Origin of the sequence: Brenneria roseae subsp. americana (assembly GCF_003115815.1) — a bacterium.
Lineage (GTDB): Bacteria > Pseudomonadota > Gammaproteobacteria > Enterobacterales > Enterobacteriaceae > Brenneria > Brenneria roseae.
The window spans coordinates 90,927-114,881 of record NZ_QDKJ01000002.1 but is presented as its reverse complement, the minus strand read 5'-3'; the positions used below and the strand labels follow the sequence as shown (position 1 = coordinate 114,881).

Below are 23,955 nucleotides of genomic sequence, written 5' to 3'. Positions count from 1 at the left end.
TATGAATAACCTTGCTCGCGATAATCTCACCCATAAGAAGGCGGCGCCTGATGGCGTCGGTCCGGTTGCGATCCACCCGTTGAAAACGCCATTTCGCCTGCCGCCGGAAGTGCGCGCATTTATCCGCAATCCGGCGGGGATGGCGGGTTTATTTTTACTCATCGCGGTTTTTCTGATGGCGGCACTCGCCCCTTTTTTGTATCCCGGCGATCCGTTGGATATGGTCGCCCAACCTTTTTTGTGGCCGGGTGAGAATCCCGAATTTCCACTGGGCACCGATTCTCTGGGGCGTGATGTCGCCGCCGGTATTGTCCACGGCTCACAGGTTTCATTGCAGATTGGTTTCTCGGCAGTGGTTGTCAGTCTGCTGATTGGCACCGTCGTTGGCGCGCTGGCCGGCTATTTTGGCGGCCGGGTGGACGACATATTGGTTCACATTACCGAACTGTTCCAGACCTTTCCCACCTTCCTGCTGGTCGTGGTGCTGGTCGCCATCGGCTCGCCTTCCGTCTCGCTGATTTCGCTGGCGATCGGGATTGCCTCGTGGCCAACGATCGCCCGTCTGGTGCGCGCCGAATTCCGTTCGCTGCGCGAAAGCGACTTTGTACTGGCCGCGCGCAGTCAGGGGTTTTCCAGTGTGCGCATCATTTTTCAGGAAATGCTGCCCAACGCCTTACCGTCCATTATCGTCACCACCTCGGTCATGGTGGCATCGGCCATTCTAATTGAGTCCGCTTTGTCGTTTCTGGGCTTTGGCGATCCGAACCGCGTGAGCTGGGGCAGTATGATCGGCGCAGGTCGGGAATCGCTGCGTACCGCCTGGTTTCTGACCGCGCTCCCCGGCACCGCACTGGTATTGACCGTACTGTCGCTGAATCTGGTGGGCGACGCCCTGAACGATGCCCTGAATCCACGCTTACGGGGGAGAAGCGCATGAACCCACTATTGGATATTCAGGATTTGCGCGTCACCTTTCCCGGCCATCAGGCAGTTCGCGGGCTGAATCTGACCATCAATGCCGGCGAAACGCTGGCGCTGGTCGGTGAATCCGGCTGCGGAAAATCCGCTACGGCGCTCTCGATGATGCGGCTGGTCGCTGAGCCGGGGGAAATCAGCGGACGTATCCTGTTCGACGGAAAAGACCTGCTCACCTTGCCGGATCGTCAGATGCGCCAGCTGCGTGGCAATGCGCTGTCGATGATTTTCCAGGAGCCGATGACGTCGCTCAACCCGGTGTTATCCATTGGGCAGCAGATTATCGAAACGCTGAGGCTGCATGAAGAACTGCCCCCAGCGGCGGCCCGAGCCAGAGCTATCGAACTGCTGGATCTGGTCAAAATCCCGGAACCCGCACGCCGCGTTGATGACTACCCACACAATCTGTCAGGCGGTCAGCGCCAGCGGGTAATGATCGCCATGGCGGTTGCCTGTCAGCCGCGCCTGTTGATTGCCGATGAACCGACCACGGCGCTGGACGTCACCATTCAGGCCCAGATTCTGGAACTGCTGGATAACCTGCGGCATGAGTTATCCATGAGCCTGCTGCTGATTACCCACGATCTTGGACTGGTGGCGCAGTGGGCCGATCGCGTCGCGGTGATGTATGCCGGGCAAAAAGTGGAAGAGGCGTCGACCGCCCATCTGTTCCGGTCACCGGCTCACAATTATACCCGCGGGCTGCTGGCAACCTCCCTGCATATGGATCAGGATATACATTACCGCACCAGCCGACTGGCGGAAATTCATCACGACCATACGGCTGAAGAATCACGATTTACACTGCTCACCCCGCCGCCGCTAACCCACCGCGACAGTGAAGCCGGTCAGCGACCGCTGCTGTCGTTAAAAAATATTCACACCGAATATCAGACGACACAGGGCAAGGTCACCGCCGTTAACGACGTCTCACTGGATATACTGCCGGGAGAAACTCTGGGGCTGGTTGGCGAATCCGGCTGCGGAAAATCCACTCTGTCAAAAACCATTCTGCGTCTGTTGTCGCCCACTCAAGGGCAGATCATTTTTGACGGACAGGACATAACCTCACTCAGAGAGTCACGGCTGAAGGCGCTGCGTCAGCGGGTGCAGATGATCTTTCAGGACCCGTACGCCTCGCTGAATCCACGCCACAGCATTCAGCACATTCTTGAGACGCCGTTAATTGTGCACGGCATTGGCAATCGCGCGCAGCGGCAGCAGTCGATCCGCAGCATCATTGATCGCGTCGGGCTGCCGCAAAGCAGCCTGAATCGCTACCCCCACGAATTCTCCGGCGGACAACGCCAGCGTATCGGTATCGCCCGTTCGCTGGTGGTGCGTCCTTCACTGGTGATTTGCGATGAGCCGGTTTCCGCACTCGATGTCTCCATTCAGGCGCAAATCCTTAACCTGCTGGTCGAGTTGAAAAATGAAATGGGGCTGTCGCTGCTGTTCATCTCCCACGATCTCGCCGTGGTGCGCTATATCGCCGATCGGGTCATGGTCATGCAAAACGGACGCTGCGTGGAAAGCGGCGATCACCACAGCATCTGGCATCAGCCGCAGCACCCTTATACCCGTAAGCTGATTGATGCCGTGCCCGGTGGCCAACGAGAAACGCTGCTGCGTCAACGGCAGACGACCGCCAGCGCCGTCACGCCCGTAAATCAGCAAATTATTCAGGGGGTTTAACCGTATGAATCTGGGTATTCAGGGGAAAAAAGCGCTGGTCTGGGGAGCCAACCGGGGGCTGGGTAAAGCCGCGGCCTTGCAGCTGGCGCGAGAAGGCGTCGATGTCACGCTGCTGGCGCGCACCGAAGCGGTATTACAAAACGCGCAACAGGATATTTACCGGCAAACCGGCAATCGTCCGGCGGCTGTCGTCGCCGATATCACCACGGCAGCCGGACGTGCCGCCGCACTGGCGGCCTGTCCGCAACCCGACATTTTGATTAACAACGCCAGCGGCCCGACGCCGGGAGACTTCCGCGAATGGCAGCGCGAACATTGGATCGCCGCCCTCGACAGCATGATGCTCGGCCCGATCGAAATGATTCGTCTGGTGGTCGATGGCATGAGCGCACGCAAATTTGGCCGCATCGTCAATATTACCTCGCGCAGCGTGAAAATCCCCCAGCTTGAACTGGGCCTGTCCAACAGCGCGCGATCCGGACTGACCGGGTTTGTGGCCGGGCTATCCCGGACGGTCGTTGAGCACAACGTGACCATTAATAACATTCTGCCGGGAATTTTTGACACCGAAGGACAATGGCAACACATTCAGTCGCTGTCTGAACAAACGGGGCGGAATTTCACCGCTATTCAGCGTGAACGGGCCGCCGCCAATACGGCAAAACGCTACGGTCGGCCGGAAGAGTTCGGCGCCGCCTGTGCTTTTCTGTGCGCCGCGCAGGCCGGTTATATTACCGGCCAAAACCTGCTGATTGATGGCGGCAGCTATCCCGGTACGTTTTAAATGATATCGAATACAGGAAACGCATGATGACCGCGTCAATTTTCCCTCCTGTTGATCAACAGGCAATGGAATCGGCCATTCAGGACTTTTTACCGGAACTGATTGCCATTCGTCATCACATTCATCAACACCCGGAGATTGGCTTTGAAGAGTTCGCCACCGCCCGGTTGGTGGCCGAAAAACTGACGGCGTGGGGGCTTTCCGTCACAACCGGTATCGGGGGAACTGGCGTCGTCGCCACGCTGCACGGCCGTTATCCCGGAGAAGACCGCATTGGCCTGCGGGCAGATATGGATGCGTTGTACATCAGCGAGAAAACCGATCTGCCTTACGCTTCGACGCACGCCGGGAAAATGCATGCCTGCGGCCACGACGGTCACACCACGATGTTACTCGGTGCTGCGCGCTATCTGTCACAGCACCCGGATTTTACCGGTGCGGTACATTTTATTTTCCAGCCAGCGGAAGAAGGGTTAGGCGGCGGACCTGCCATGCTGAACGACGGCCTGCTGACGCGTTTCCCCTGCAACCGGCTGTTTGGTTTGCACAATAAACCCGGCATTACCGCGGGCAAATTCTCCATTCGCAGCGGCCCGATGCTGTGCGCCAGCGACACCTGGCAGGTCATTTTTCACGGGACTGGCGGACATGGTGGCTCAGGCGCCCACTTATCGGTCGATCCCACTCTGCCCGCCGCGCAATTTATGCTTGGTCTGCAAACCATCATCAGCCGCAACGTTCCCGCGATGGAAGCGGCAGTGCTCAGCATCGGTCATATTCAGGCGGGAAGCATCAATGCGCCTAACGTTATTCCCGATCGGGTCATCGTGAAAGGAACCGGGCGAAGTTACTCACCCGCTATTCGTCAGTTGCTGGAAACGCGTCTGCGTGAACTGGCTCAACATGCCGCTCAGGGCTTCAGCGCCTCGGCGGAAGTGACCTATGAACATCAATATCCGCCGTTGATTAACGATGTCCATGTCACCCAACAGGCGATTAACGCTGCCGTGCAGGTGGTGGGCATTGAGCAGGTTGAAACGGCAATGACGCCGCTGTTAGGCGCCGAGGATTTTTCCTACATGCTGGAACAGCGCCCCGGCGCTTTCATGATGTTGGGGAATAGCGGCGAAAATGACGAGGACGTGCGCCATCTGCACACCCCGCATTACGATTTTAATGACGCGTTGATCCCATTAGGGGTCCGCTATTGGGCGACGCTGGTCTATCAGGAAATGCGGCCGGTTTAATCACCACGCAGCGATATCAAAACACGGCGGTTTTTCTTTCGTCGTCATGCGTAACACAAAAAGGATGAATTATGGTGGCCTTACTGAAAACCACAGCGCAAACCAAAGAAAAAGAAGCAGACATCAAACAACGCATCCTGCGTGAAGCGATTACGCTTTTTGCCTGCAAAGGCAGTGAACTGACCACTATTCGCGAAATCACCGAAGCAACCAACGTCAATCTGGCATCGGTGAATTATTACTTCGGCTCCAAAGATGGGCTGCTGAGCGCCGTTCTGGACGCGGTTCTGGGGCCACTGAATGAAGAAAGAACGCGCCTGCTGGATAAGGTTGAGCAGACCTATCACGGCGATACCCCTCCCGTCGCCGCGTTGCTGGATGCGCTATTGCGCCCGTTGGTCAAAACGGCTCGTACCCCCGACGGCGGACGCATTGTGGTGCGCCTGCTGCAACATCTGCGCGCCACGCCGGGTCTGGGGGTGACCGCCCTGCTTTCCGCCCAATTTGATCAGGTGGCGCACCGCTTTATCGATGCCTTTTCCCGCGCACTGCCTGAATTATCCCGGGCAGACATTATCTGGCGTTATGAATTTACCCGCGGCGCCGCCATGCACGTTCTGACCGATGCCGACCCGCGTTCCGGCCGTCTGGCGCTGTTATCCAAAGGGCTGTGCGACAACAGCGATGACGATCGCGTTCTGGCGCACTTATTACGTTTTGTTGAGGCTGGTTTTATCGCCAGACCGCTTCAGTCCTGATTTTTATTTACCCGTAGCATGACTAAACCGACAGGAACGAAACATGAGCAGAGAAAAAATTGAAGGGTCGTTTGTTGCCCTTATTACCCCATTCAATGAAGATGGCAGCGTCGATTTCGGCGCATTTGAAGCGTTATTAAAATTTCAGGAAGACAACGGTACGACCGCCGTTTTGATCATGGGGTCCACCGGGGAAGTCTCCATGCTTTCCGCAGAGGAGAGAAAAGAGATCATCCGTCGTACCGCACAGTACAACACCAATAAAATGAAGCTGTTTTATGGTTGCACCGGCAATAACACCGATACCACCATTGACTATGTCCGCTTTGCCAGGGATAACGGCGCAGACGGCGCCATTATCGCCGCGCCCGCTTACATTTGCGCCAGCGAAAGCGACATCGAAAACTATTTTCTGGAAATCGCCGACGCCACCGACTTACCGTTGGGGATTTATAACAACCCGCCACGGGTGAAAACCGATCTGCACTGGACTTCCCTGCTGCGTATTTTCAAGCATCCCAACTATGTTATTCATAAAGAGTCCACCACCCGCGTCGGACAGGTCGCGCAGGTGCTGGCGGGTAATCCGGACGTTTCAGTAATGTGCTGCGATTCACCCAATCTGGGCTTGGTGATACCGACCATGTCATTAGGCGGTCACGGGACCGCGAATATGACGGGTAATATTGCCCCGGCAGAGCTGGCGGAGATTTCTCGTCCGTGGAAAAACGGCGATGATGCCGAGCGCTTCCGCAAAGCCTACCAGCATTTGCTGCCCCTGTTGCACTACACCTACTCAGCGATCAACCCCGTCGCGGTGAAATCCCTGATGAAGGCCGTTGGTTTACCCTCCGGCAGCCTGCGCCGGCCGCTGCGGGATTTACAGGGTGAAGCCTTGCAGACCGGCGTTCGCCTCGTTAACGAATTAGGCTTGAGCAGCAAATACGGTTTTAAAAGCTAATTCCCGTTTTATTTGAACCCATGAAAAAGCCGCCTGGTATTCAGACGGCTCAGATTCACGTCGCAAAGAGAAACGCTGCCTAATTTCCTTTGAGACGCAGTAAAAGAACATAATCAATTTTGCGGATTACTGACCAATAACGATCCTGAATTGCTGACATTCACCGCAGGGCTATTTTGCGCCGAATGGAACAATGTCCCGCCGCTCTGGTTATTTTTTATGACAGGCAATTCCTGTCCGTCATCCTTGCGGGCCGTCGTAAACGGCGTTGAAAACGCTTCCGGCGTTTTTTTCAGTACCCATACCCGACCATAGTGGTTATAGAAGCCAGCGGCATGCCCGGCTTCATGACCAATGCCCTGATAGATATCGAAGTGCTGGCCTTTAATCGCCCCTCCGACATCCAGCGCAATCATCAGACGCATTTCATACTTACCCGTAAACTTTCCTTCATTATCCAAAAGCGGCACTTCAGCCAGCAGGGCCGTCCCCGCCGGAATGAGCGAACGGTCAGAGGCAACGGAGGCTTTCGCCACCAGCGGGACGGCACTGGCGCCTTTGACTGGCGCAGACATCATTGGTTTAAAGAACACAAAAGACGGATTTTGCTCCAGCAGTTCACGAACTTCATATTCGCTATGCTGTTCCGCCCATTGGCGAATAGCCTGCATGGACATATCTTCACGGGCAACTTCGCCACGATCGATCAGCACCTTGCCGATACTGCGGTAGGCATGGCCGTTTTTACCGGCATAACCAAAGAACGTTAGCGGGCGACCGTCACCAAAATCAATGTAGGCGCTGCCTTGCACTTCCATCATGAAATTATCCACCAGCGAATTGCTCCAGGCCAAAATCAGACGGTCATCTAATGCGCCAGAATAAATAGAAGCGCGATCCGGCAGGCGACGATTCGTCTTACCGCGTGACGGCATGGCGTAGAGCGGATAGCGGAATTCTCCCTGGCGGGTATAGCGAGCTTGCAGTACGGGCGTGTAATAGCCAGTGAATTGAACGTTGCCGAAGTTATCCACCCCTTCCATTTGCCAGGCGCTCAAACCGAATTTGCTCAGTTCGCGCGTATCGGCGCCAGACATCATCCAGTTTTCGATCGCCTGAAAGGTGTTGGTGTTGCGGGTATAGAGACTCGGAGAAGCCGCCCTGATTTCCGAAACCTGCGTGACAAAGTCGCGCGCATTGACAGGTTTCCCCTTTGCATTAGGCTCATTCACCAGTTCCAGCGGCTGATTAAGGTGTCCGTCTTTATACTGCTGTCCCCGATCGGTCGGTCTGGACTGACACCCCGCCAGAATGGCAATCACCAAGCCAGTCAGCACATATTTTCCCCAACATCCTTTCATCTTCGTTGCGCTCTCTTTTGACATCATGTAGACCCACTGCCGAACGATAACAAACGCCTATAGATAAAGAAACGCACCTCTCCAAAAAATCGCGAAAGCGGTTTATAACGTTGCATAAACAACGGCCCGAACAGTCGCTGTCAGAGAGAACACCGCATAAAGTCCAGCACATGGCGTTTAAAAAACAGACTATCAGGCGGTAAATTCATCACCTGAACAGGCGATCCCGTGTTTTTTACAGAAATAGGTTGCATCGAAGTTCATGCAGAGTATAGTGCGCTTCCACGGACGCGGGGTGGAGCAGCCTGGTAGCTCGTCGGGCTCATAACCCGAAGGTCGTCGGTTCAAATCCGGCCCCCGCAACCAATTACTGATGTGTGTTGCCATCAGAGAAAATAAGATATCAAGACGGACGCGGGGTGGAGCAGCCTGGTAGCTCGTCGGGCTCATAACCCGAAGGTCGTCGGTTCAAATCCGGCCCCCGCAACCAATTGATTATCAGAGAATAAACACCCTGACGGGTGTTTTTTGCTTTCTGGAACACCCTTCCCATATCCATCCCCTTTATCGCATTACTACGCTTTGCTCCAATCCCCATCGATTCCTGACGGATAACCGGATACTCCCGCGCTTTCGCTTATCGTGCCGACTGACTGGCAAAATAGGCTTTGATCCCGGCCAGAATAGACTCCGCAATCTGTTGCTGAAAATGGCTGGTTCGTAACTTTCGTTCTTCTTCAAGATTGCTGATAAATGCGGTTTCCACCAGAACGGAAGGAATATCCGGCGCTTTTAATACTGCAAAGCCAGCCTGATCGACACTGTTTTTATGCAAACGGTTCACCTTACTCAGCCGCGTCAGAATTTCTTTACCGAATTTCAGGCTATCGCTAATCGTGACCGTCTGCACCAGATCAAACATGGTATGGTCGAGATAGCGATCGCCGCTCATGCTGACCCCGCCAATCAAATCCGATTCATTCTGCGTCTGCGCCAGAAAGCTGGCGGCAGTGCTGGTTGCCCCTTTCTTGGAAAGCGCGAATACCGATGAACCTCTGGCCGCACGATTGGTAAACGCGTCCGCGTGAATAGAGATAAACAGATCGGCCCGCTGCTTGCGCGCTTTCGCCACCCGCACCCGTAATGGAATAAACACATCCTCATTACGGGTCATATACGCTTTCATATTGGATTCACGATCGATCAAAGTACGCAGACGCCGGGCGATCTGCAAAACGATATCTTTCTCGCGCGTCTTGTTTTTACCAATCGCTCCGGGGTCCTCGCCGCCATGACCGGGATCCAGCATGATGACCAACGGGCGATCGCGCCCCGCCCTCCCCGCTTTCGGCGCTTCTGCGGGCAACGTACGTTCCAGTTCACCTTTGTTATAGTCTTCCAGCAGCGCCAAGAGCGGATCGTCTTCGTTGTCATACTTGCCGACATCCGGATAAAGATCGACAACCAGGCGATGCTTGAATTCCGCCACCGGATTCAGCGTAAACAGTTTGGTGCTGGCGCCTTGCTTTAATTCCAGCACCAGCCGCACCGTATTTTTATCAAACTGACCAATACGGGCTTCTTTAATCAGCGGATCGTTTTGCTGGAACTGACCGGAGATATTCTTCAACACGCTATTCAGATGGATATTCTCAATATCCACGACAATGCGGTCCGGATTGCTGAGAGTGAACTGTTTGTATTTCAGCGCAAGATTCGATTCCAGCGTGACACGGGTATAAGAAGAGGAAGGCCAGACGCGCACAGCAATAACCTGCGCTGTCGCTGCCAGCCCGACGCCGCTCACACTTAACAGCCAGGTTGCTGCCGCGCTTTGTAACAAGCGCCGCCGAGTCAGATTGTGATTCGAATGAGACATGCAACTCCGGTCTGATTACGGTGCCATTGGCAAAAACTGAAAACAGAAATAAGAAAATTGTCAAAAACTTTAACGAATCTCCCCTGCGCTGTCATGCAAAAATCATGTTTATGCTTTATATCTTTATCTCCTTCAAACCGAAAGCGTGCGCTTCCCCTGACACTTTCTGGTTATAGCCTTAACTGAACCGACGAAAATATAGTCAGTTACCGCATGAGCAAACCGTGAATAAGGTATCGGTTTGAATACGTTGAAAAATCCGATTCCTCAGTCCTCACGGCAGAGAGAATGAAGGAATAAACGAGATGAATGCTGAATTTATCGCACAGGCTCCAGCCCCGTTACTTGCCCCTTGCCTTTTGCCTCATAAAGAATAAAAATACAAAAATTACGAATAAAAATTCAAAAGAGGGCTCACAGTGAAGGAACGTAGTACAGAACTGGTTCAAGGCTTTCGCCATTCAGTTCCTTATATCAATGCCCATCGCGGCAAAACGTTTGTCATCATGCTGGGTGGAGAAGCCATCGAGCATGAAAACTTCGCCAACATCGTCAATGATATCGGGCTATTGCATAGTCTGGGAATCAAGCTGGTCGTGGTTTATGGCGCCCGTCCGCAGATCGATGCCAATCTGACAACCCATCACTACGAACCTCGCTATCACAAAAATACCCGCATAACAGACAGCGTCACGCTGGAACTGGTTAAGCAGGCCGCAGGGATGCTGCAATTGGACATCACCGCAAGGTTGTCCATGAGTTTGAATAATACGCCGCTACAGGGCGCGCACATCAATGTCGTCAGCGGCAATTTCATCATTGCCCAGCCTCTTGGCGTTGATGATGGCGTGGACTACTGCCACAGTGGACGCATCCGCCGAATTGATGAAGAGGCATTGCACCGCCAGTTAAATAGCGGCGCGATTGTCCTGCTGGGGCCGGTCGCGGTTTCCGTTACGGGTGAAAGCTTCAACCTGACCTCTGAAGAAGTCGCCACTCAGTTGGCGATCAAGCTCAAAGCCGAAAAAATGATTGGTTTCTGCTCTTCCCAGGGCGTAATCAACGAAGAAGGCAATATTATTTCCGAACTGTTTCCGGATGATGCCCAGCGGCGGATTGAAGCGCTGGAAGCGGACGGCGATTACCACTCCGGTACGGTCAGATTTTTGCGCGGCGCGGTTAAAGCCTGCCGTAGCGGCGTGCGTCGCAGCCACCTGATTAGCTATCAGGATGACGGCGCTTTACTGCAAGAACTGTTCTCCCGTGACGGTATTGGTACGCAAATCGTGATGGAAAGCGCCGAGCAGGTGCGGCGGGCAACGATTAACGATATTGGCGGGATTCTGGAATTGATTCGTCCGCTGGAACAACAGGGTATTCTGGTCAGACGCTCGCGTGAACAGCTGGAAATGGAAATCGACAAGTTTACCGTGGTGGTGCGCGATAACCTGACCATCGCCTGCGCGGCGCTCTATCCTTTCCCGGAAGAGAGCATCGGCGAAATGGCCTGCGTCGCGGTGCATCCTGACTATCGCAGTTCTTCACGCGGTGACATGCTGTTGCAGCGGATTGCATCTCAGGCGCGCCTGCAAGGGCTGAGCAAACTGTTTGTTCTGACGACCCACAGCATTCACTGGTTCCAGGAACGCGGGTTTTTACTCGCCGAAGTGGAAATGCTGCCGAAGAAAAAGCAGGCCCTGTACAACTACCAGCGTCGGTCAAAAATTCTGGTGCTGGATCTGACCTGAGACTTACCGGCCACCTGGCGACAATACGTGATGGCCGCGCATCAGCCGCGGTAAAAAATTGCTGTTCCGGAGGAGTTCAAATCCACGGAACAGCATGTGTCACAGGGACACCAATCACCTGAAGTTATTGCGCCGCCGGCACGGTAGTTATTTTGATTCGCTCCAACGGTCCGACAATAAACAAGTAAGCAATAAGGCCGATTCCCCCCATCGAACCCACGTATAAAATGGCGTAATCGAACGATTGAGTGGAGGATAAAATAAAGCCAATAACCAGAGGCGTAATGATACTGGCCATATTACCGCACATGTTAAAAACGCCGCCCGCGATGCCCAATACTTCTTTCGGGGAAGTGTCGCTTAATACACACCATCCCAGATTGCCAAATCCTTTGGCAAAAAACGCCAGACTCATCGCGCCAATAACGACCACTTCTGAACTGGTGTAGTTAGCGGTAATAATGGTGCACGACAGCAACATGCCGCAGATAATCGGAAGCTTGCGCGATATTGTCAGGCTATAGCCGCGTCGTAACAGATAATCAGAAAATATTCCGCCGATTAATCCCCCGATGAATCCGGCAATAGCGGGAATGGCAGCGACCAAACCGACTTTCAATATTGACATCCCTTTCGCCTGATATAAATAAGTTGGAAACCAGGTGAGAAAGAACCAGGTGATAGACGTAACGCAAAACTGACCGATATAAACACCAATCATCATTCGGTTAACGCAGACAAGTTTAATTTGTGAAAAAGTAATTTTCTCTTTCTTTTTATTAACGCCGAGAGTCGGTTCCCCGCCACCAGAATGGATATAGTCAAGCTCCTCTTGATTAATTTTTTTATGTTTAAACGGCTCCTGAACATAGATAAACCAGAATATTCCCAGAACAACACCGATTGCGCCGATATAATAAAACACATAATGCCAGCTTAAATTATGTAAAATCACCGTCATTAATGGCGTAACAATCCCCAGAGAAATATATTGGGCCGCCTGATAAACCGAGGTCACGAACCCTCGTTCCTTATCCGGGAACCACTGAACGCTAAGACGGCTGTTGGCCGGAAACGCAGGAGCCTCTATCGCGCCCATTAACAATCGCAGAACAACCAGCGCAACGAGAGGGGAGGTAAACAGATAAATCGTCCCCTGAAACATCGTGACAATAGACCAGGCAATCAAAGCAAAGCCATATACCAGTCGTGAACCAAATCTATCGAGTAATAATCCTCCGGGAATTTGCATAATGACGTAGGAGATACCAAAGGCAGAAAAAGCAAATCCCATTGCCTCTGGATCGAAGCCTAATTCTTTACTCATGAAAGGTGCGACAACCGAAAGTGTCGCACGATCTGCATAATTAAAAACCGTTGCTAAAAAAAGGAAAATTAATATCGTATATCGAACATTGGTGCGTTTTTTTAATGTATTCATGGCAGACAACTCCTGTCAACGAGGGTTGCATTTAATTAGATAAGTAGAGGTACAGTTAATTATCGTGACTGATAAAGAAAATATCAGTCACGTGACATATCAGGGTTGTTTACCAAACTCGCAGGTCAACGCCGTCCATTTTCTTGCTTGTTCACTCAGGGTAAAACCAAGCCCCAGACGATCGGAAACCCACATGCGGCCATCACGTAACTCAAGCTGCTCATTAAAGAGTGGGTTCAACCATTCGAAATGTTCCAGCCAGGGCTCAATCGGATACGCCGCAGCCAGATGCAAATGCACCTCCATCGCGAAATGAGGCGCCAGTTTGCGTCCATGCTTCGCCGCCAGATCCATGATTTTCAGGAAGGGAGAAATCCCGCCGACGCGTGGCGCATCGGGCTGAACAAAATCGCTGGCATTACCGAGGATCAATTGTTCGTGTTCGCGGAAACTGGTCAGCATCTCGCCGGTGGCAATCGGCGTGTCAAGGGCAGCAGACAACGCAGCGTGACCCTCAACATCGTAAGCATCGAGCGGTTCCTCAATCCAAATGAGATTAAACGCTTCCATTTTCCGCCCCATACGAATGGCTGTTTCACGATCCCATTGCTGGTTCGCGTCCACCATCAACGGGAAATCATCTCCCAACGCTTCGCGCACGGCGGTAAGACGGCGAATATCTTCCGCCGTATTGGGTTGCCCCACTTTCAGCTTGATCCCGCCGATGCCGCTTTCTCGCGAAATGACTACATTTTTTAAAACCTGTTCCAGCGGCGTATGCAGGAACCCGCCGGAGGTGTTATAGCACTGCACGGAATCACGGTGAGAGCCCAACAGCTTCGCCAGCGGCAACCCGGCGCGTTTGGCTTTCATATCCCACAATGCGATGTCGATGGGAGAAATAGCCTGTACCGCCATGCCGCTGCGGCCAACAGACGCGCCAGCCCACAGCAGCTTGGTATAAATCTTGTCTATATCGTTGGGATCCTCGCCGATCAGGTTATCTGCAATTTCTTTGGCGTGGGCGTAAATCCCCGGTCCGCCCGCTCGTTTCGAATAGCTGAAGCCGACGCCTTCAAACCCATCCCGACTATGGATTTCAGCAAAAATAATAGCGACTTCGGTAAGCGGTTTTTGTCGTCCGGTCAGAACTTTGGCATCACTGACCGGCGTCGCCAGTGGCAGAAAGGCCAACGAAATTTTTACCCACTCGATTCTATCCCCGGTATCGGCGGCAGTTTTGGCGTTACTCGCTTTCGCGTAGCTCACGGCATCTGAATTAGCGCTAAGTGTCATGTTCTTTCTCCTTCATGAATGATTGCGCTAACATAATTAAACAAAATATCAGAAACGAACAGAAAAAGAACATACGAATGCAAAACAGATCACAATTTAACCAAAAAAGAGACTAAAACGACAAAATAACCATTAATAAACAGATGATATTCATGATGAAAAATCACAATGATAGCGCAATCATTTTATGCAGACGCACAAAATCAGGAAAAAGTCATGCGCAGGGAATACGCACCCCGATCGGGGGAGGCGCTATCCGGCACACATTATCCTTATTCATAAATCTTGGCTGGAAAATGACCCACTTCAACGATAATCTGATAGGCAGGAAGTCAGGAATACATTGGGGAACATCGAGTGAAGAGTGATAAACACGCAATCAATAACCCGACACGTCCCCCCACACTGGAAGATGTGGCCAGAGCGGCGGGGCTTTCACCGATGACCGTCAGCAGGGCATTGAACAATCCCAAAATTGTTCGTGCAGGGACCCTGTCCCGCGTTATGGAGGCCATCCGCGCGACAGGTTACATTCCTAACATGTTGGCGGGAGGGTTAGCCTCAAAACGCAGCAAACTTATCGCCGTCATCATCCCTCAAATCAATAACAATATGTTTGTTGATACGGTTCAGGCTATCAGCGACGAACTGGCTACCCGCGGTTATCATATGCTGCTGTGTGTTGCCGGCTATACGCATGAGTCCGAAGCCGATATCGTTACGACTATTCTCTCGCGTCGCCCGGATGGCATTGTTCTTACAGGGATTCATCATTCCCCTGCGCTTAAGAGAATTATTCTGAACGCCAATCTTCCCGTCGTTGAAATCTGGGATTTAACGCCAACGCCGCTTGATATGCTGGTCGGGTTTTCCCATGAAAAAATTGGCAATACGATTGGCCAGTACCTCTTAAATAAGGGCTATTCACAATTTGGTCTGCTTTGGACTGAGGACCGAAGAGCGGGACAAAGAAAAAAAGGGATCTGTGAGATTATACAAAAGAAACCAGATTGCCATGTTCATGAAATTACGGTGCCGCTACCGGCAACGCTGGCGCTGGGCCGTCAGGGATTGAGTACGCTGTTTGCAGAGGATAACAACCGGTTCGATGTCATCATTTGCAGTTCTGATACTCTCGCTCAGGGAGCCATCATGGAAGCAGAAACAAGAGGTTTGAGCGTACCGGACAAACTGGCGGTTATCGGGTTTGGCGACCTGAATTTTGCGGCGCATAACACCCCGTCGATCACTACGGTCAGGATTGATCGCTGGAAAATCGGCAAAGACGCCGCCACGATGCTGGCGGACAAAATTGAAGGCAAACCGATCTCCGACCCAATCGTCGATATTGGGTTCTCACTGATTGAGCGGGAATCATCATAACATTTTGTTATAAAACATAATATTACACCGGCATTTATACTGTCTTGTCAGAAGACATCATGATTATTCTTTCCACCAGCCCACTATGCCGTTGGGTTGGTGTTTTTACTGCCCGACACAGGATATTCATATCCGCAAACAGCGACAAACGCTTACGTGCGCGGGTAATCGCGGTATAGACCAGTTCGCGCGTTAACACCGGCAAATAGTGGTTTGGCAGCACCAGCGCCGTATGCTCAAATTCCGATCCCTGTGATTTGTGCACCGTCATCGCATAGGCGGTCTCATGAGGCGGCAAACGGCTGGGCGCGACGGCTTTGAGCTTGCCGTCAGGCAGTTGGAAATAGACTCGCAATTCACCTTTTTCACTCATCAGCGCGATACCGATATCGCCATTAAACAACCCCAGCACCGCGTCATTTCGTTCGATCATCACCGGACGACCAATATACCAACGGTTGAGCGGATTGCGATTTCGACTGATAAGCCCGGCTTTATGCAACGCCTGTTCAATACGCGGATTCAGCCCCGCGACGCCGAACGGCCCTTCACGCAACGCGCACAGTTGACGGTAACGCTGAAACGCCAGCAGTACCGCCTCAGGACTCTCACCGGCCGCCATACGCTGTAAATAGTCACGATATCCCTCAACGCTCTGTTCCAGAATACGCGGGTAATCCTCCGTTTCTGACAACGGACAACAGGTAATATCCGCGAAAGCGCCATTCAATACGGCCCGCACGCGCGGTTCATCGCCGTTATTCACCGCCAGCGCCAACTGTCCGATCCCTGAGTGCTGGTCGAAACGATAACTTCTGCGCAACAGGCAGATACTGTCTCCAACGGTAACCTGACTTTCCGTGCTCATCTCATCCAATCGGCAGCCCGTCAAACGCTGTAGCTGCTGCGCCCTGGCGCGGCTATATCCAGCCTCGGCAAAACGGCAGATATCGCCCAGCACCGCGCCCGCCTCTACAGAAGCAAGCTGGTCGCGATCGCCCAGCAGGATAAGTCTGGCTTGTTCAGGCAGAGCGGCGATCAGGTTAGCCATCATTGTCAGGTCAACCATGGAGGCTTCATCCACGACCAACACATCCAGATGTAACGGATTGCCCTGATGGTGACGCAGACGCTGACTATCCGGCACCGCCCCCAGTAAACGGTGCAGCGTTGCCGCTTCCTGTGGAAAAGCGTCACGGCGCGCATTACCCAACGAAAGGTTGTTCAATGCCGTCCCCAGGGATTCGGTCAAACGGGCCGCCGCCTTACCCGTCGGCGCCGCTAACTGAATTCGTAACGCGTCCCCGTCGCCGTTCAGCTGAATCAGCGCGGCCAGTAATTTGGCAACCGTCGTGGTTTTTCCCGTTCCCGGGCCGCCGGAAATAATGGCGATTCGCCGGGTCAACGCCACCGCAGCAGCAATTTTCTGCCAGTTAACCTCACCGTCTACCACAGGAAATAAGCGATCCAGCACGGTACGAATCTGCGGCTCATCATTGGGCAACGCCTGATGCCCATCGGCAATGAATGCGGCTACGCGACCTTCACTTTGCCAGCTTCGCTGTAGATACAGCCTGTTCTGTTGCAACACCAGCGGCGTCGGCCGGCTGCCATCGCTGACCGCTGCCGATGCGAATAAATGCCGCTGCCAGGCTGCAACGTCCGGCTGTCCAAGCAATGCCCCGATCCGCTGAGCCAGTTCATGGTCGCGGCCATCGAATAACCATGGCGGCTGAAGTCTCTCCAATGGCAAACACACGTTACCCGCGCCAGACTGAGCACTCAGACAGGCCGCCGCCAACAATAAATGAGGATGTTCGCCATCAGCCAGCATTCTGGCGAATTGCCTATCCAGCGGTCGCAGCAGCCGACGCTGCAATGCCATTTCAAGTAAGTCAATCATGGTAGTCATGGCGTATCGGCCTCTTCTGCCTGGTTCCCCTGAAACAACCGGTCCAGTCCGGAAACAAAAGCAGCCTGTGGCCGACAATAAAACACACCGTTGCCGGGATAGCGTTCGTCGATCCCACGTAAAAACAGATAAAACACACCGCCAAAGTGCCGTTCATAGTCATAATCCGCAACGCGATGACGCAAATAGCGGTGTAACGCCAGACTATAAAGCTGATACTGCAAATCATAACGATGTTCGGCCATCGCCTGCGCCATCGCGGGCTGCGTGTAGGCACTGGCATCGGCGCCCAGCCAATTGGATTTGTAGTCCAGCAGGTAATAGCGCCCTTTCCAGCAGAACACCAGATCGATAAATCCTTTCAACATACCTTGCACTTGCTGAAATGATAGCGGAGGGCACTGAGCAGACAGCGGGTCATCCCGTTTCGCCAACTCATCAAGCTGCGCAGCCTGCATCGGCGCCTCAATAGGCAAATAAAACTGCAACTCCGCGCGTTTATGCCGTGCGTCCAGCGCCGATAGCGTAATACCGTCATCGTTGAGCGGCGTGGTCAAAATCACCGCCATCCACGATCGCAACACCGGATGCCAGGCGGTATCCAGACCTTGCAATAACAGTTGCTCGGCCAGCCATGCGTCGTCCACTGGCTGGGTAAAATCCAGTGTCTCGAACAGACCATGTAAAAACGTGCCCGGGCTCGCGCCTCGTGGAAACGTATGCGGAGTAAACCACGTTTCCTGCTCTTCCTGCCGTTCTCCCATCGCCTCAATATCCAGACGAGGGATTAAATCCTGCGCGACAGAGGAACCGTGCTGCTGCAAACCGGAATAGCTGGTCACTCGCCAACCATTGCGCCATACCCGCTCATTGCGGCGGGCCTGCAACGTCACCTGAGCGGGTTCATCGGGTCGCCATGGTTGTTCATCGCCAGGCTGTACAAGGGTTACGGCCACGCCGTCCCCGGCCAGTGCTTTAAGCTCGGCCACCAGCGTTGCCGCGTCGGCCTCTTTGCCTCTCTGGAGCAAATAGCCCAGCGCACTCTGGTGCATATCACTGCTTTCGCTTTTCCTGCGTGAACGTTGCAGCGGCGCAACACCAACGCTACAGTGATAGATCGAACGCGTCAGCGCCACATAAAGCAGGCGCAAATCCTCAGCCAGCCGCTCTTCTTCCGCCAGCGCCTGACTCGCTTCGCTGTTATGCAGATCGAGCAAAGCCTGGTAGCTGCTTCTGTCATGATAAATGCCCTGATCCTGAACCCGGAAATTACTGATAAAAGGCAGCCAGACCAGCGGATACTCCAGCCCTTTCGATTTATGGATCGTCACGATCTGCACCAAATGACGATCGCTTTCCAGACGCAACTGCTGATTCTCCGCCTGTGGATTAGGCTGAATAATCTGCTGCGAAAGCCAGCGCACCAACGCATGTTCGCTATCCAGCGCCGATGAAGCATCCTGCAATAATTCACCAATATGCAGCACATCGGTCAACCGCCGTTCACCGTCATCGCTGGCCAGCAGGTTTTCAGCCAGTTGATGCCGACTCATCAGCGCGCGCAGCATTGGCAATACGCCACGCTGTCGCCAAAGCGTGCGGTAGTTGGCAAACTCTTCGACCCGGGCATCCCAGTCTTCTTCACTATGGCTCAGGGCATTCAGCGCCAGGGCATCCAACCCCATCAACGAGGTCGCCATCGCACTGCGTAATGTTCTCTCTTGTTCCGGGGCCAGCACCGCCTGCAAGATCCACAGAATATCGCGGGCCTCCGGCGTTGTGAAAACGCTGTCGCGATTGGACAAATAGACCGATGGAATAGCAAGCCGGCCCAACGCCTCTCGCACCAATGCGGCCTCATGGCGGCTGCGCACCAGAACGCTCATGTCGGACGCCTGAACCAGACGCCGCTCTTTACCGGTACTCAGCCAGGCCTGCCGGCGTTGGCTGGCCGCCAGCCAGTCCCGAATCTGTAGCGCACATTGCCGGGCCATTAACTGTTGATAATCCCCGACGCCAATGGTCTCCTCACCCGTCAGCCAAAATTGCAGCGCGGGTTGAGGCACGCCGGCAACCTCAAAAGCCAGATCGCGTTTAGGCCCAGCGGGTTCAACCGCCAGAAAAGGAATGTCTTCAAAAATAAACGGGCATTCAAGACGCTGAAATAAACGGTTCACGCCCCGCACCATCGGGTGCGATGAGCGCCAGTTGGTTCCCAGCGTGTAGTGCGCGCTCACCTCAGATCGAGCGCGCATATAAGTAAAAATATCCGCGCCGCGGAATGCGTATATCGCCTGTTTGGGATCGCCAATCAACAGCAGACCACACTGCGGTTGTCCACCATACAGCGAGCGAAAAATACGGTATTGCTGAGGATCGGTATCCTGAAACTCATCGATCATCGCAACGGGATAACGTTGCCGCACGGAACTGGCTAACTGTTCGCCGCCCGGCTGTTGCAACGCCTCATCCAATCGACTGAGAAGATCATCAAACCCCAATTCCGCGCGCTGTCGTTTTTCCTCACGCACAGACTGACGAATTTCGCTCAGCGCGCGCACGATGACAACATCGCGCAAAGAAAGCGATTCCTCCAGTAAACGCTCGACAGCCTCAAACACCGCGTGTTCAGGCGCTTCGCCCTTTCTGGTTTTCTCCGTCAGGATCTGCTGGCTAAACCGTTCCAGATCTTTTGGCAGTTGATAATCCTGCGTCTGCTGCTCTGCCCATTGTGTGACTTTCTGCAACCAGTTAGGCAGGTTTTTGCTGCTGTAACTGCGTTTATCCACACCGGATGCGTTGATCACCCCTTCCAGTTCCGCCGCTGAAACCAGCCACTGCTGTTTAACAGCATCAATGACGGCAATAATTTTCTGATGCCGGCTAATCAGCGTTTCATCCCCATCAGGAGGGTGGTGAAAAACCGGACTTTCACCTTGCAGGTAAGGCATCAGGTCGGCGAGCAGGCTCTCCGGCCCGCTCCACTCCATACCGACGACGCGTGCGATATCCATTGGCAGCGGATAACAGTAGCGACGCCAGAAATCGGCGCAGGCCTGACGACGTAACGGATGCTCATCCTCTATCAGCACCTGTTCAAACAGGACGCCGGACTCAAATGCATTGGTACTCAGTATCCGCTGACAAAAACCATGAATAGTGTGAATCGCCGCTTCATCCATCTGCCGTTCAGCAGACAACAGCATCTCTGCCGCATCCTGACGATCCGGGATTTCAGCCAACAGTTCCGACAGCAGCGGCTCCTTGCTTTCCCCACGGATGCAGGCAATACGCAATACGTGGATTTTTTCCCGAATACGTTCGCGGAGCTCCTCTGTGGCCGCCTCTGTAAACGTAACGACCAGAATTTCCTCAACCAGTAGCGGACGCGGGTAGGCAGACTGCTTTCCCAACCCCAGCAGCAAACGCAGATACAGCGCCGCCAGCGTGTAGGTTTTCCCTGTACCTGCCGATGCCTCAATCAGCCGCTCTCCCAGGAGCGGCAACGTCATGACGTTTAATGATTGCGGCGCGGCCTGTTTCATTTTGCCATTGCCTTGTTGACAGAGGTTGCGGTTTCAGACGGGGAAACGCGTGCTTTATTCATTGCCGGCGAACTATCAACGGGCAACGTTTTCTGTAATGAAGACGCATTCGGATAGGTCTTCCATCCCTGCGGCGCGGCATAATCCGACTTGTCATGATGGCTGCCGGAAATTTGCGACAGCACGGCCAACCCTTCCGGTTTTAACGCCTGCTGGAAAAAATCCGCCAGTTGCCCCACCGTCAGCGGTTTAACTTCAGCAATCAACTTCTCACGGGTATCAAACGCAAAGTTCTCCCGGTCCAAGTCATTGCGCAAACGGCTGATTTCTTCGCTCAGCGTTTGCGGGCGCTGGCTCAACTCATTGATGACGCCCTGTTTATATTGCGCAAACTCTTCCTCGCTCATCCCTCGCAGGCGCTTTTCCGCTTTCTGATAAAAATCCTGATAACGTTGGTACAAATAGGCCGGCTGTTTACTGTTGCTTTGCAGCAGGAAACCGATCCCCCATTGCCGCCCGATGGATATCGGGAAAGCAAATACCGCCTAGCCAAGCTGTTCTTCCGTTCTCAGTTGACTGTAGAACCAGGGCTGAATAATCTGCCCCAGCACTGAACTGTACGCCATACTTTGCGTTTCGGTATAACCGGCAGGAATGTAAACCGCCGCCAACGCAGAGTCGGTGCTGCTGCCCGTACGCTGCATATTGGCCTTCTGCGGTTGAGCGATCCTGATCTCATCACTACGCCAAAGCGTTTCGCCGCCGCAGTTCAGGCGGGTTTTCAGCGTTTTCGCCAGTTCGGTGACCTTTTCAGGTTGCAGATTACCTACCACCAGCATTTCCGGCGTCGCTTTTTGCAGTAAATCCTTCCGATAATTAGCCAGTTCCTGCAAGTTGATGTCTTTCAGCAAATGACGACGTTCCTCGCGTTCACTGTACGGCAGTTGAGACAGCGACTGGATTGGCTGTATGGCCTGTTCAAACGCTTTTGCCTTTTCTGCCGAATCCAACTGTTGCTGATACCAGGATTTGGCCTGCTCCAGCTGTTCTTCTGTCGAGGTAAACGAGGAATAGCCCTCGGCCAGCGCCAGAAAGAGCTGCGGCAGGTGCTGAGTGTAGCCGTCAGCGTTAATCACCAGGCCATCATTGCTTTTGGTTGAAAAGCTAATCCCGCCAATCGATGCCTGATAGCTCAATTCGTCCAGCGCAAGACCGGCGAGGTAATCATTCAGCGCAAACAACACCTGATTACGCGCGGTACTGCGGGCTTCATGATTGCGCAGCAGCAAGGTAATTTCGGCTTTAGGCTCATCCGCGAAATAACGACTTGGCATATACAGCACACGCAGCCCCGGTTCCTCCAGCAGAGTTTTCGGATGAGTCAGACGGCTATCGCCTTTGATCAGAGAAAAATCATTGGGAATATAAGGGTTGGCCGCGGGCAGCGACAATGAAATCTTCTGTCCCAGCGTTTTCCATTTGGCAAACGTTTCTGCCGGAATTTTATTGACTTCATAAGGCGCTTCAACAAAGTAGGCCACCTTGTTATGCGGCTCGTTCGGGCTAATCATCCAGATACGCGCATTCTGCGGCGTCATGACATCCAGGCGTTCCGCAATCGCCCTGGGATCATACTGGTCGGCAAGATACATGGCATCCAGCGTATGTTCGACCGGCACCCGTAGCATGGTATCAACCAACCACTCGATATAATCCATATCACGGCTGATGGACGGATAGCGGAAATCCAGATCCAGAACATGGGCGATTTCGTCAAAATAGCGCTGTTGGATACCCTCGCGGCGAATCTGCTGCAAGTAACTGAATATTGCGGCGATGACTTCATCACGCCGCGCCAGCCCTTTATCCGTCAACGACGCTGAAATGGCAAAGACCCCGCCGTTGCGATCGATCATCGGATCGGCGCCCGCGCCAATCGATTCAACCAACCCTTCCTTCTGTAGCCAGTCGGACAGCGTATTCTGACTGCGGTTACCAAGCAGATAGCTGATATAGGTATCGGTTTTACTGCGGAATGCCTGGCTGTTGTTATCGACCCTGAATTCAATGCGCAGCTGTTTTCTCGGCTGTGCCGGGACATAGTGAATCATCAAACCGCGCTGTTTTTCGGTCACAACCGGAACCGTAATCGCGGGTACGCTGGCTTGATGATTGGCAATGCGGCCAAAGGTCTCCGAAGCCAGTTTTGCCAATGCAGGCAGAGGCTGATTGCTATAAATCACGCCTTTCATCAGATTGGCGGAGTAATAGCGCTGGTAAAACTTCACCAGTTCATCATGCAATTTACTGCCGGGCTTATCGCTGAGCGTTTCAAGATTGCCTCCGGAAAAGCGCGCGCTGGGGTGCTCGGGGTTCAACGTCTCTGCGCCGACCTGCGCCATGCGGTGACCATCGCGGGAGCGCGCCATGGTCATTTCGGCGTTGACCGCATTACGTTCACGGTCGGCATTCACCGGATCAAGCAGCGGTTCGGCAATGGCATCGGCCAGACGATCCACCGCGGGTTGCAGCGCATCGTTTTCCACTTCCAGATAAAATGCCGTGCGATAAGACGCGGTGCTGGCATTGTGACTGCCGGCGTGTTTTTTCAGAAACTCTGACAACGCTTCAGGCTCGGGATAACGTTTGGAACCCATCAAAACCATATGTTCCAGGTAATGCGCCAACCCCAGTTGACTGTTCGGATCTTCAAGCGATCCTACCGGCAAGGCCAATGAAGCCAGGGATTTCGTGGCCTGCGGATCTGAAACCAACAGTACCGTCATCCCATTATCCAGTTTTATCGCCTGGTACTGACGCGGATCCTTTTCACTTTTACGGATAGTCTGAGCAAGGGGCTGCCAACCCGTATCAGCCCAACTCAGTGGAAGCCAGAAAGTGAATAAAAAAAACAATCCGGTAATCCAGACAAACTGTTTACGCATGCAATTCTCCAATAGCCTTCACGTA

The 23,955-nt window shown here is 53.4% G+C and carries 14 protein-coding genes, 2 tRNA genes and 1 pseudogene; 10 read left to right on the top strand and 7 right to left on the bottom strand.

Going from position 1 to position 23,955, the window contains the following annotated elements; translation table 11 throughout:
* The first annotated feature begins 1 nt into the window (after position 1).
* The 6 genes from B4923_RS02445 (at position 2) to B4923_RS02420 (ending at position 6,420) form a co-directional block, all read left to right on the top strand.
* Entirely contained in the window at positions 2–937 is a 936-nt protein-coding gene (locus B4923_RS02445; protein ID WP_109052778.1) for an ABC transporter permease, read from the top strand.
* Complete coding sequence (locus B4923_RS02440) at positions 934–2,670, top strand: ABC transporter ATP-binding protein (RefSeq protein WP_109052777.1); 1,737 nt, start codon at positions 934–936, stop codon at positions 2,668–2,670. Before B4923_RS02445 ends, B4923_RS02440 begins: the two co-directional genes overlap by 4 nt.
* 4 nt (positions 2,671–2,674) lie before the next feature.
* The gene (locus B4923_RS02435) at positions 2,675–3,454 is read left to right on the top strand and encodes an SDR family oxidoreductase (protein ID WP_109052776.1); all 780 of its coding nucleotides are present in this window, start codon (positions 2,675–2,677) and stop codon (positions 3,452–3,454) included.
* A gap of 26 nt (positions 3,455–3,480) precedes the next feature.
* Positions 3,481–4,701, top strand: coding sequence for a M20 aminoacylase family protein (locus tag B4923_RS02430; protein WP_109052775.1), 1,221 nt, complete (start codon positions 3,481–3,483; stop codon positions 4,699–4,701).
* A 71-nt stretch (positions 4,702–4,772) separates the two neighbouring features.
* Positions 4,773–5,459, top strand: coding sequence for a TetR/AcrR family transcriptional regulator (locus tag B4923_RS02425; RefSeq protein ID WP_109052774.1), 687 nt, complete (start codon positions 4,773–4,775; stop codon positions 5,457–5,459).
* A 43-nt stretch (positions 5,460–5,502) separates the two neighbouring features.
* On the top strand, positions 5,503–6,420 hold the full coding sequence (locus B4923_RS02420; protein WP_109052773.1) for a 4-hydroxy-tetrahydrodipicolinate synthase family protein: 918 nt from the start codon (positions 5,503–5,505) through the stop codon (positions 6,418–6,420).
* A gap of 113 nt (positions 6,421–6,533) precedes the next feature.
* On the opposite strand, the gene mltA is transcribed toward B4923_RS02420, so the two are convergent.
* Complete coding sequence (gene mltA, locus B4923_RS02415; RefSeq protein WP_109052772.1) at positions 6,534–7,781, bottom strand: murein transglycosylase A; 1,248 nt, start codon at positions 7,779–7,781, stop codon at positions 6,534–6,536.
* A 289-nt stretch (positions 7,782–8,070) separates the two neighbouring features.
* Between mltA and B4923_RS02410 the strand changes: the two genes are divergently transcribed.
* Positions 8,071–8,147 (top strand) — tRNA-Met (locus B4923_RS02410).
* Positions 8,148–8,194: 47 nt separating this feature from the next.
* Positions 8,195–8,271 (top strand) — tRNA-Met (locus B4923_RS02405).
* 147 nt (positions 8,272–8,418) lie between these two features.
* Here B4923_RS02405 and amiC read toward each other — a convergent pair.
* The gene (gene amiC / locus B4923_RS02400) at positions 8,419–9,660 is read right to left on the bottom strand and encodes an N-acetylmuramoyl-L-alanine amidase AmiC (protein WP_109052771.1); all 1,242 of its coding nucleotides are present in this window, start codon (positions 9,658–9,660) and stop codon (positions 8,419–8,421) included.
* A 419-nt stretch (positions 9,661–10,079) separates the two neighbouring features.
* Between amiC and argA the strand changes: the two genes are divergently transcribed.
* Complete coding sequence (gene argA / locus B4923_RS02395; protein ID WP_109052770.1) at positions 10,080–11,408, top strand: amino-acid N-acetyltransferase; 1,329 nt, start codon at positions 10,080–10,082, stop codon at positions 11,406–11,408.
* 124 nt (positions 11,409–11,532) lie between these two features.
* Here argA and B4923_RS02390 read toward each other — a convergent pair whose 3' ends face one another.
* Both B4923_RS02390 and B4923_RS02385 read right to left on the bottom strand, forming a co-directional pair.
* The gene (locus tag B4923_RS02390; RefSeq protein ID WP_109052769.1) at positions 11,533–12,849 is read right to left on the bottom strand and encodes an MFS transporter; all 1,317 of its coding nucleotides are present in this window, start codon (positions 12,847–12,849) and stop codon (positions 11,533–11,535) included.
* A 99-nt stretch (positions 12,850–12,948) separates the two neighbouring features.
* Complete coding sequence (locus tag B4923_RS02385; RefSeq protein ID WP_109052768.1) at positions 12,949–14,145, bottom strand: L-talarate/galactarate dehydratase; 1,197 nt, start codon at positions 14,143–14,145, stop codon at positions 12,949–12,951.
* A gap of 357 nt (positions 14,146–14,502) precedes the next feature.
* Between B4923_RS02385 and B4923_RS02380 the strand changes: the two genes are divergently transcribed.
* Positions 14,503–15,528: a LacI family DNA-binding transcriptional regulator gene (locus B4923_RS02380; RefSeq protein ID WP_109052767.1), complete on the top strand. Its 1,026-nt coding sequence runs from the start codon at positions 14,503–14,505 to the stop codon at positions 15,526–15,528.
* A gap of 34 nt (positions 15,529–15,562) precedes the next feature.
* Here B4923_RS02380 and recD read toward each other — a convergent pair whose 3' ends face one another.
* From recD to ptrA, 3 genes and pseudogenes are all read right to left on the bottom strand, one after another.
* Positions 15,563–17,431: an exodeoxyribonuclease V subunit alpha gene (gene recD / locus B4923_RS02375; RefSeq protein WP_109053051.1), complete on the bottom strand. Its 1,869-nt coding sequence runs from the start codon at positions 17,429–17,431 to the stop codon at positions 15,563–15,565.
* Between the two features lie 5 nt (positions 17,432–17,436).
* A complete protein-coding gene (gene recB, locus B4923_RS02370) occupies positions 17,437–20,985 on the bottom strand; it encodes an exodeoxyribonuclease V subunit beta (protein WP_109052766.1) in 3,549 nt (1,182 codons plus the stop codon).
* Positions 20,982–23,930 (bottom strand): annotated as a pseudogene (gene ptrA / locus B4923_RS02365) (pitrilysin). The gene recB and the pseudogene ptrA overlap by 4 nt, the downstream one beginning before the upstream one ends.
* Between the last annotated feature and the right edge of the window lie 25 nt (positions 23,931–23,955).